Here is a 9809-nt window from a genome sequence, read left to right on the forward strand (position 1 = left end):
CATTACTGCTTAACTTATTGAATAATCCCTTATCCATAGTTACCCCATACTTAAGAACCTCAGCGAAGCCATCCAGGTAACTTGAGGTTGGTAGTGATTTAATGAAGGCTAGGTCCACTACTATTTCACTGGGCTGCCTTATTGTGCCAATAATGTTCTTTAAACCAGCTGCATTAACCCCAGTTTTCCCCCCTAAGGCTGCGTCAACCATGGCTAACGTTGTAGTGGGTACATTAACGTAATCCACACCCCTCATGTATATTGATGCAGCGAATCCTGTTACATCAAGTGTGCTTCCACCTCCAATCCCAATCATGACTCCGCCCCTATCTAGGTGATTATTCATTGATTGCCTAATGATATTTAGTACTGTTTCAATATCCTTGCCCTCCTCCCCATCCTTAATAATGATTCTTGGGCATTCATTGAAGTTCACTAAACCGCTCACCGATGATGGTGTAACCATTATGCAGCTGGTGTATTTATTAAGGAGTCTACTTAATTCATCGGCATGAGGATAATTAACCAGGACCTTTACCTCACCACTGCACCTACTCCTATACGTGAAGCTCCTCATATACCCCTACCTATTGCCTGAGCCACTGCCTTGGCTTTACTCATTAATTCATTAAACATGTCAAAGGTTAACTGCTGCTCAGAGTCCGATAAGGCTTCCCACGGCCTTGGGTGAACCTCAACAATAATCATATCTGCCCCAGCGGCTATTGCAGCTAAGGCTAGTGGAATAACATAATCCCTCTTACCGGCTGGATGCGATGGATCCACGCATACTGGTAGGTGGGTTAGCTTCTTGGCAGCCACCACTGCACCTAGGTCCAGTGTGAATCTTGTGGCGTTTTCAAAGGTTCTAATACCCCTCTCACAGAGCACAACATTACCATTCCCCTCAAGCATAATGTATTCAGCTGCTTGAAGCCACTCATCAACAGTATTCCCAATCCCCCTCTTAAGTAGTATAGGCTTCCCAGTTTTACCAGCCTCCTTAAGTAGGTCAAAATTCTGAGCATTCCTAGCCCCTATTTGAATCATATCAACATAACTAGCAGCCAACTCAACCATCCTAGTATCCATCACCTCAGAAACCACAGGTAACCCAACCTCATCAGAGACTCGCCTCAATATCTTTAAGCCATCAACACCAAGCCCCTGGAAACTATAGGGGCTTGTCCTAGGCTTAAACGCCCCACCTCTCAGTAACCTGGCTCCAGCCTTCTTAACAGCCTCAGCAGTCTCCTTAACCTGTTCGTAACTCTCTACTGCGCATGGCCCAGCCGCAACCACTAAATCACCGCCACCTATCTTAACTCCTGAAACGTCAACTATACTCCTCTGCCTCCATTGCCTACTGGCTAACTGATACTTGGCCTTAACGTTAATTAATACTGCCCCAGGGTCAATCATCCTAATGGCTCCTTCATCAATAGGGTCCTCAGGCCAAGTCACTATTAATTCCTCGCCAAGGATCTTAACTTCCCTAAACCTTACCTTAGCCTTATCTAAGGCTGATGCAACATCATTAAGCTTACCCGGTGTTACCCTTATTATCACTTTAAATCACCCTCAATAAACTCGCTTAGTTTTCCTTCAGCTGCAGCTGAATTAATAATGTTAATGTATTTAGTAATTTTATCCCTAACCTCACTGGCGTATGGGTTCATTTTCTGAATTTCATCAATAACATCAAGTTGCTCCAAAGCCCTCTCAATAGCCTTCATGGTTAGCCTTAAGCTATGCGTCATTAGTAAGCTTGCATTAACGCCACCTACTTTACCAGTATCCTTAAGCATGGTGTAGAGGGCCAGTAACATTAAATGATGGGCAACCTGTATGTAGGCCATGATTCTATCATGAGTGTCGGGGTCACTTAGAATAACTGTTCTTAAGCCTGCTGCTTCAAATAATTGCGTAGCCATTGGTAGTGAATCCCTACTGGTTAATGATGGTATCAGTACCATTACCTCACCCCAAGTGTCCGTTAGGCTACCGAATAATGGGTGTATGCTCAGGTACCTGAACCCTGCCTCTCTCGACTCGTTCTCAATAATATTGAATAACCTTGATTTAACTGAGAAGGAGTCCATGAGCACCTTACCCCTTATGCTGTCACTATTCCTCTTAATGTAGTTAATGGAGTCCTCAGTGGGCCTTGTGGCAAGTATTATTACATCTGAGTCCGGTAACTCATCCCTCATACTAATTAGGGTTGTTGGAGTGACTTGGCTTAAAGTTCTCTTAAGTGTCTTACCTAACCTCCCTGAGCCAACCACTGTTACCTTAACGTTAAACCAATTCCTAATCTGCCTCTTAGTGGACGCCTTAATCACCAGCTCAGCAATGCTTCTTGCCGTTAATTCATCTAGGCCAGCCTCAACTAAGCCACTAACCCACCTATCAATAACCTCCCCCTCCCTCTCATGATCCACCGGCGGCAGGTTAAGCTTCCTCTTAACGTCACCAATAGCCTCAGCTATGGTTAATCTCTTGGCTAATAGCTTAATTATTTCATCATCAATCTCATCAATGTTCCTCCTTAATTGCCACAGCATTACTACTCACCCTTAATTAATGTGAGAGCTTCATTAACAATCCTCCTGTGGGTTAAGCCAATGTACTCCATTAACTGCCTAGTTGATCTACCTGACCTACCAAATCCATTAATCCCAATCATTCTAACTGGCACAGGGTAATTCTGGGAAAGCACTTCAATTACTGCTGAACCAACCCCACCAAACGTTGAATGCTCCTCAATAGTTAACACAGCCCCTGTCCTCTTAGCAGCTTTAATCACAGTGTCGGTATCAATGGGCTTAATTGTGCTTAAGTTAATAACCATTGTTGAAATCCCCATCTTACCTAATTCCTCAGCGGCCATTAATGCATCCCATAGGACTGGCCCAGCACCAATAATTGCTAAATCATCCCCATCCCTAAGCACTGATGCCTTACCCAACTTAAACTCATCACCATTAGTCACTCTAGGTCCATAATCCCTCCCAATCCTAATGTAAGCCGGCCCCTGATGCTCCAGTAGCGCCAACACAGCCTTACTAGCCTCATTGGGGTCAGCGGGCACTACAATAGTCATGTTTGGCAGTACCCTCATTAATGATATGTCCTCGAAGGTTTGGTGAGATGCCCCATCAGCATAATCACTTAAACCTGAGTGGGTTCCAATAATCTTAACATTTAGGTTCATCCTAGATACTGTATTCCTAACTTGTTCCCAAGCCCTCATTATGAACATTGCGAACCCAATCGCAACAGGCCTAAGGCCTGTTAAGGCTAATCCACTGGCAACACTAATCATGTGTTGTTCAGCTATACCAACGTCAATGTACCTGTTCGGGAACTTCTCCTTAAACCAAATAGCCCTCGTTGACCCACCCACATCAGCTGTAACTACGTATAAGTCATCGTATCTTTCACCAGCCTCAAGAAGAGCCTTACCTACCGCATCCCTCATTGATCCAAAGCCTGGTTCTCCACCATCATCCAGTATTCTTTGTTTACTGGTTCCCTCAATGTCGGAAACACCCTTTCCCCTAATTGTTTTTGCTATTATGACCTTAGGCCCATTCACCTTATATGCTTGAATTAATGCTTCAATTAATGATTCTGGGTCATGCCCATCACACTCCAGCACAGTGAACCCAAGGGCCTTAAGTACTTCAGCTAATGCGGATTTAATACCCCTCACTGGCCCATCTAATTGAACACCATTGTAGTCAATTATTATGAGTAGGTTACTCAGCTTGGATTCAGCAATATCCATTAAAGCCTCCCAAGCCTGCCCCTCATCTAATTCACCATCACCTACTATTACGAAAACCCTACCTGAAGCTCCCCTAGCCATTAAGCCCCTAGCCATACCCACGGCTGCGCTTAATCCTTGCGCTAAGCTACCTGTGGATACTGGCACCGTTGGTAATTTAACCTCAGGGTGGCCCTGCAGTGGGCTCCAGGGTTCATTAATCATAATTAACTCCTCCCTATTAACTAGACCTAACTCTGATAGCACAATGTATAATGCTGGGGCCGCGTGGCCTTTTGATAATATTACGTAATCCCTCCTTAATGGATCATCATCACGTACATTAGCCATTAAGTATAGTGTAGCTATTATATCTATGCTTGATAGTGATGAACCTAAGTGAATATGTGGGTCTATTAGGCTTAACCCAACCAATGTTGAACGGGCCTTATTACCTATTTCCTTAACCTTATTAACCAGGTTCACCTTAGCCTCCTTTACCATTCCAGGTATTCCACGTGGGTCCCGAATTCCATACTAATCTAAGCAGCCTATACAATCTATATTTTTAAGCATTACCCATAATTTAATAATTTATAGTTAACTGAGGTGCGTCATGAGTAATCAGTAGGGTTAACTTAAGGCCTGCATCATTAATTTAATGAGGCTTAATTCACGCAAATGTAAATAACCCCTTCCACTGAATAGTAACTCATGGGTAATAGTGCGCTTGTGTCTCATCATTATTGGGGATCACCAGGAGGCGGTCAATTAGTCTGCGCCTCAGTGGCTTTTTCCCTTGATAAAATGGGCTTTAACCCAGTATTAACTGGCACATTTAAGTTTAATCCAGGTAAGTACATTGACTGGTATGGTATTGACATATCCAAGTACCCTATAGTAACGCTGCCCCTCGGTAATATTAAGGCTTTTGGCCTATGGACCAGGTTATTCGTATGGTATCCTGCGGTTAAGGCAATTAATAAGTACCGCGCCCTACTAATGTTTACTGATGAGGAAACATATAAGCCGCTCGTTAATTATAGGGGGAGGGGATTAAGCATAATTGAGTATATTCACTTCCCCTTCGAGGTAATAATTAACCCCAAGTTTAAGGGTACTGGGTTAGCCTATGGTGAGGATCCATATATAACTGAGAGGTATGGTAAGTTCCCAATGAATTTATATTGGGGTTTATTCATAAGGCTGCTTCCACACTACATTAGGGAGAACCCATTCAATGATGCTGACGTGGTCTTAACTAACTCTAAGTGGACTGCCGGAGTAGCTAAGATGGTTTACGGTGAGGAACCCATTGTGCTTAATCCACCCATAGCACCTAACACTGAGATAGTTGATGAACCCAAGGCATTTGATGAGAGGGATAATTGGGTTATTATGCTTGGTAGATTCAGTGAAGAGAAGAGGTATCATTGGGTTGCCGCTGAGCTTGCCCCAAGGCTCATCAAGGAAATTAAGGGTATTAGGGTAATCATAATTGGTGGAGCCACCACTAGGACGCAGTTGGCCTACATGAGTAGGGTTATGAATTTAGCAACTAAGGCTGGTTTAAGGGCTTCAAGCGACCTTAATAAGGACGCTGACCTATACCTAGTACCCAATGCGCCCAGGCAATTGATAAATAAGCTAATGGATTCAGGGAAGGCATTCCTTCATGCAACAATCAATGAGCACTGGGGCATAGCTGTGGCTGAGGCTATGGCAAGGGGATTACCCACCGTCGTCCATAAGTCAGGGGGCACGTGGAGTGACCTAGTTGAGGAGGGTGCAAGGGGGTTAGGGTATAGTGATGTTGATGAGGCTGTTAACTCAATAGCGAGGCTAATCACTGATAGTAAGGCCTGGAGCCACTATTCATCAGCATCAGTAAGTAAGGCTAAGGATATGACGCTCCAAGCCTTCATGAGTAGGTTCAGCGAAATACTTCAGAGGGAGGATTTACTCTAGTACTAATAATCCTGTATGGACAGTAAGGCTTATTAACTTACCTATGCATAAGCAATGAAAGCCCCAGCCCCTTTCCTAAGGGCGGCCTTCCATGCGGGTCATGGTGCGGTGTTTTTCAGGGAACGCTTTTTAAATCCCCAGCATTACCTTAAGGTTGAATTAGGATGCGTAATAGTAAGGGTAATGGCAGTAGTGGGGAGCCGCTGGTGCTTTACCATGGTATGTGCCCTAACTGCGGTGGCCCAGTCACCTCAGATAGGCTTAGGGATGGCTTACCATGCCACGCCTGCCTACCTGAAGGTTCAAGGTTAAGGGCAGCATCATTAAGGATAGTTCTAAGCGAGCTTAATAGGGAGGGTAGATTAGTTAGGCTTAGGGATGTTTTTAATCACTTAATGAAGTATGATGAGTTTAGTGAATTATTCAGGAAGGCAACCGGGGCATCAATGTGGGGTGCCCAGAGGTTTTGGGCTAAGAGGCTTATTAAGGGTAAGAGCTTCGCCATAATTGCACCCACAGGTAGTGGTAAGACTACCTTCGGTTTAGTGGCTTCAATGTATGTAGCCAGTAAGGGGGGTAGGGTTCTCATGGTTTTTCCAACCTCAACGTTGGCTTACCAAGTGTTTAAGAGGGCTTTAGCGTATAGGGATTCTGCAGCCGTTAATGTTAAGGTGGTTACCTATAATGGCTTACTCAGCGAGAAGGATAAGAGTGAGGCGCTTAACATTATTAAGACTGGCGACTTCGACATACTCATTGTAACTAATGCCTTCCTACCTAAGGGTATGGAGATTCTCAGTAAGTATAGGTTTGACCTTATTTTCGTTGATGATGTCGACAGCGTTATGAAGGCTTCAAGCAGAAATATTGAGAGGCTACTGCAGCTGCTTGGCGTACCGAAGGAGGCCATTGATAAGGCGCTTGAGGTTGCCAAGATAAGTGACTTTAAGGAGAGGGAGAGTAAGGTTAGTGAATTAAGGAGAATCCTTGAAGGTAAGAAGATTGGTTCACTAATAGTTAGTGGTATGTTAACCAGAACTAGGAGGACAGCTAGGGCTGCATTATTCAGGGAGATACTGGGTTTTGATGTGGGTGGTAGGGCTGAGGGACTTAGGAATGTGGTTGACTTGTACATTAAGCCTAAGGGTGACCCCAAGGCTATTATCCTAGGCTTAATTAAGAGGCTTGGTGATGGTGGAATAATATACGTGCCCACTGACTTAGGTAGGGAATTCGCTGAGGAGTTGAGTAAATTCCTTAATGATAATGGCATTAACGCTGGGCTTTACCTAAAGCCTAAGAGGAAGTTAATCGAGGGCTTTGAGGATGGTTCAATACCAGTCCTAATAGGCTTAGCCACATCTAGGTCAGCGCTGGTTAGGGGAATTGACCTACCCCATAGGATAAGGTATGTGGTGTTCGCGGGTGTGCCGAAGATACGGTTTAGGTTATCGCTTAAGGAGTTTAACCCAGGCCGCTACATAATGCTCCTTTCTTCACTTAGGGTTATTGCGCCAAGCGAGTACAAGACCAGGATTGATAAGGCTGTTTCAAGCCTAAGGAACATAATGAGTATGAGCCAGGACAGGATTAATAAGGTTATTGAAGCTGTGGAGAAGGGTGAGAACCTTCAGGGTTTCGATAAGTACGCCTCAGAAGTCATTAGTAATGCCATTAAGCTTGCCCAAGACCTATTAAGTAGGGATGATGTGAGGGAAGCCATGAGTAAGTCAATAGTCAGCATTCAGCGTATTGGTGATGACATCTACGTCATTTTACCAGACTCACCAGCCTACATACAGGGTAGTGGTAGGACATCTAGAATGTACCTAGGTGGTATTACGCATGGTTTATCAGTGCTTATTGTTGATAATGAAGTAGTCTTCAATAGTTTAAGCAGGGACTTAAAGTACAGGTTAGTTGACTTTCAATTCATAAACTATGAAGAGTTTAATGTTTCTGACTTACTTAAAACCATTAATGAGGAGAGGGAATTAATAAGGCAAATAATGACCGGTAACGTGCCGCCAAGCATAAGCCAAGTTGATCCACTTAAGTCAGTCCTCGTGATTGTTGAATCACCCACTAAGGCTAGGACAATAGCCAACTTCTTCGGTAAACCAAGCATAAGGATGCTTGGTAATTTAATGGTCTATGAGGTCACTTCAGGCAACTTACTATTGAATATAATAGCAACTAAGGGTCATGTAGTTGAGTTAGCAACAGAGCAGTATACTCAAACGGTTAGCAGTGACGTGCACTACGTGACTAAATTCATATCGAACGTAACCAAGAATTATTACTCAGTGTTGAAGATAGATGGTAACTTCATTCCAATATACTCAACAATAAAGCGTTGCCCAACCTGTGGCAGGTCATTCACCGACGACGTCAGTAAGTGCCCCTTCGATGGCACACCACTGGTGGATAGTAGTAATGTTATTGAAATGCTTAGGGACTTAGCCACTGAGGTTGACTTAGTCCTAGTGGGTACTGATCCTGACTCCGAGGGCGAGAAGATTGCTTGGGACGTATTCAACATGCTTAGGCCCTTCGTGCAGGATATTAGGAGGATAGAGTTCCATGAGGTAACTAAGAGAGCCATATTGAACGCATTAGCTAACCCAAGGGAGGTGAACAGTAATATGGTTAAGGCTCAGTTGGTTAGGCGTATTGAGGATAGGTGGATTGGCTTTGGTTTAAGTTCATACCTGCAGAGGGCGTTTAATGATAGGAACATGTCGGCTGGCAGGGTTCAGACACCGGTGCTTAAGTGGATTATTGAGAGGTATATTGAGTATAGGAGGAATAGGGTGATTAGGTTAATTGTTAGGAAGAGGATTAGCGATGGTAAGGTTATTGTGGTCTCCTTCGATAAAGTAACTAATGGTGATGACACCGCTAAGGTTAGGCATGACTTAAGGGATGTGGCTAAGGATAAGAAGGGGCTTAGGATAATAATAACAAAGCTCAGCGAATCAGAGGAGGAGGTTAATCCACCACCACCCTTCACCACTGATTCAATGCTTACCGAAGCCACCGCTAGGCTTAGGGCAGGTACAGAGGAGGTTATGAGGCTTGCACAGGAGTTGTTTGAAATGGGTCTAATAACATACCATAGGACTGACAGCACAAGGGTTTCTGCAGTGGGTATTAGTGTGGCTAAGGACTACATAACCAGTAGGTTTGGTGAAGGAGCCTTCGCGGCTAGGGAGTGGGGTATGGGTGAGGAGGGTGCTCATGAGTGCATTAGGCCAACTAGGCCTATTGATTCTGAGGAGCTTAGAAGCCTAATTGACAGCGGTGTACTTAAATTGAAGTTAACCAATAGGCACATTGCACTCTACGACTTAATATTCAGAAGATTCATGGCAAGCCAAATGCAGAGCGGCTTAGTTAAGAAGGTGAAGGTGGAGGTTAAGTTGATGCGTAATGGTAATGTGCTTTCAAGTAAGGTTGATGAACTCGTAACAAGCGTGATTAGGAATGGTTTCCTAGCCATATACCCAACCATTAGAGTAATTCAATTCCCAGAATCATCAATGGAACTACCTGTAACTGAAGAGGATGAGGTTATTGTTAAGACAGTTCACACAACATACCCATACAGGGAGGGTGATATTGTTGCTGAGATGAAGAGGAGGAGGATAGGTAGGCCATCCACCTACGCTAAGATAATAGAGACCCTTAAGAGGAGGGGTTACGTTAAGGCCCTTGGTTCAACAAAGGTGTTAATCCCAACTAAGCGTGGTGTGGCCGCATACATTTGCTTATCGAACGATAAGGATGCAGCTAAGCTTTACTTAAGCACCAGGCGCAATAAGGTGCAGGAGAACACGGAATTCGAGAGCTTATTGAAGCAGTGCAACGTTAACTTCAAGTGCCTTATAAGTGAGGATAGGACAAGGATAGTTGAGGAGCATATGGATAATATTGAGAATGGGGATGAAGACTACCTAACAGTCCTACATGAATTATTTAATGAAGCCGTTAAATACGGCATAATGCCGCAGACGTAAGACTTTAAGCAAATAATGTAATCTCTTACTTCAAGCATTATGAAAAATGC

At 44.0% G+C, this 9809-nt stretch carries 5 protein-coding genes and 1 pseudogene; 2 read left to right on the forward strand and 4 right to left on the reverse strand.

Annotation, left to right across the window (positions count from 1 at the left end; genetic code table 11):
- The 4 genes and pseudogenes from BP896_RS00600 to BP896_RS00615 all read right to left on the reverse strand — a co-directional run.
- Positions 1–577, reverse strand: a pseudogene (locus BP896_RS00600) (iron-containing alcohol dehydrogenase); the annotation flags it as partial.
- Entirely contained in the window at positions 574–1569 is a 996-nt protein-coding gene (aroF, locus tag BP896_RS00605) for a 3-deoxy-7-phosphoheptulonate synthase (RefSeq protein ID WP_291764611.1), read from the reverse strand. The pseudogene BP896_RS00600 and the gene aroF, both read right to left, overlap by 4 nt.
- Positions 1566–2567, reverse strand: a complete 1002-nt coding sequence (locus BP896_RS00610; protein WP_291764613.1) for a chorismate mutase — start codon at positions 2565–2567, stop codon at positions 1566–1568. Before BP896_RS00610 ends, aroF begins: the two co-directional genes overlap by 4 nt.
- Positions 2568–2569: 2 nt before the next feature.
- Positions 2570–4258, reverse strand: a complete 1689-nt coding sequence (locus BP896_RS00615) for a transketolase C-terminal domain-containing protein (RefSeq protein WP_291764614.1) — start codon at positions 4256–4258, stop codon at positions 2570–2572.
- A gap of 228 nt (positions 4259–4486) precedes the next feature.
- Between BP896_RS00615 and BP896_RS00620 the strand changes: the two genes are divergently transcribed.
- On the forward strand, positions 4487–5740 hold the full coding sequence (locus BP896_RS00620) for a glycosyltransferase (RefSeq protein WP_291764616.1): 1254 nt from the start codon (positions 4487–4489) through the stop codon (positions 5738–5740).
- Between the two features lie 164 nt (positions 5741–5904).
- Positions 5905–9759, forward strand: a complete 3855-nt coding sequence (rgy, locus tag BP896_RS00625; RefSeq protein ID WP_291764617.1) for a reverse gyrase — start codon at positions 5905–5907, stop codon at positions 9757–9759.
- Positions 9760–9809 lie beyond the last annotated feature (50 nt).

It is taken from the genome of Caldivirga sp. UBA161, from assembly GCF_002506515.1.
In the GTDB taxonomy this organism is placed as follows: domain Archaea; phylum Thermoproteota; class Thermoprotei; order Thermoproteales; family Thermocladiaceae; genus Caldivirga.

Excerpts from the sequence above, each read along its gene's own strand:
- BP896_RS00620 (WP_291764616.1), top strand. The coding sequence starts at position 4,487 with ATGGGTAATAGTGCGCTTGTGTCTCATCATTATTGGGGATCACCAGGA.
- rgy (WP_291764617.1), top strand. The coding sequence starts at position 5,905 with ATGCGTAATAGTAAGGGTAATGGCAGTAGTGGGGAGCCGCTGGTGCTT.
- BP896_RS00610 (WP_291764613.1), bottom strand. The coding sequence starts at position 2,567 with ATGCTGTGGCAATTAAGGAGGAACATTGATGAGATTGATGATGAAATA.